The organism is Paenibacillus sp. Y660, assembly GCF_057221575.1.
In genome coordinates this window covers 1-745 of the sequence record NZ_JBXBBJ010000088.1, presented here as the reverse complement: position 1 = coordinate 745, position 745 = coordinate 1, and the positions used below count along the sequence as shown (strand labels likewise).

The window sequence follows — 745 nt, the reverse complement described above, 5'->3', positions numbered from 1 at the left end:
CAAAGTAGAACCCTCGTCTAACAGCGTTCTTGCAGGTTGTATTCTGTTAGCTCCAATCATCTTAGTTGCCAATAGATTCGCTTTAGTTGCGGGAACCAAGGACTCCATCGTCCAAAGCATAGTTTTAAACCTCGAGCATGTTTGACGAAGCGAGCGGAAATAAGCATAAGGTCTTGAATAACCGTTCGAATGCGCTGCCGAAAGACATTCTTCTTTTTAAATGGCGCATCATAATCGGTCAGTGCTACCTGTCCAATGAATCGAAGCAAGTTATAAGCAAACAATCCAAGATGCAAAATGAGGTCATTTGTCGCAAATTTGCCGGAAGGGAGACGTTCCAAGTCGAGTTCAGACTTAATTTCACTATGAAATTGCTCACTCGTCGCGTGATCCTTGTAGAGGGTGATGACTTGCTCTTCTGAGCAATCCAGCGAAGTCCAATAAAGGGAGAGCTCAATATCCGGTACAAGCAGCATCTGTCCATCCGGTTCGGTCGTTCGCTCTGTCACTTGGTAAACCATGCGAACGGGCTTAATGAATCGCTTCGGGTGAACGAGAATATCGCCCATATAGACTTCTTTACCCGCGCGGGAGTCCAACAGCCGCCCATCGTATTTGGCGAACTGTAACCACTGCTCTTTCGATTCTTTACGTGGATTGCGTTTAATAATAAAGTCGGTTTCTTGATCAATAAGGAGATTGACGTTATCTGCTGCGTCATTACCGCCGTCTAGGCGAGCCAGCA

1 protein-coding gene is annotated in these 745 nt (G+C 46.0%); it reads right to left on the bottom strand.

Features of this window, described 5'->3' with window-relative positions; translation table 11 throughout:
• Window positions 1–56: 56 nt before the first annotated feature.
• The coding region (locus AC2TDN_RS26565) for a transposase (RefSeq protein WP_484690740.1) at window positions 57–745 on the bottom strand (689 nt) is incomplete at its 5' end.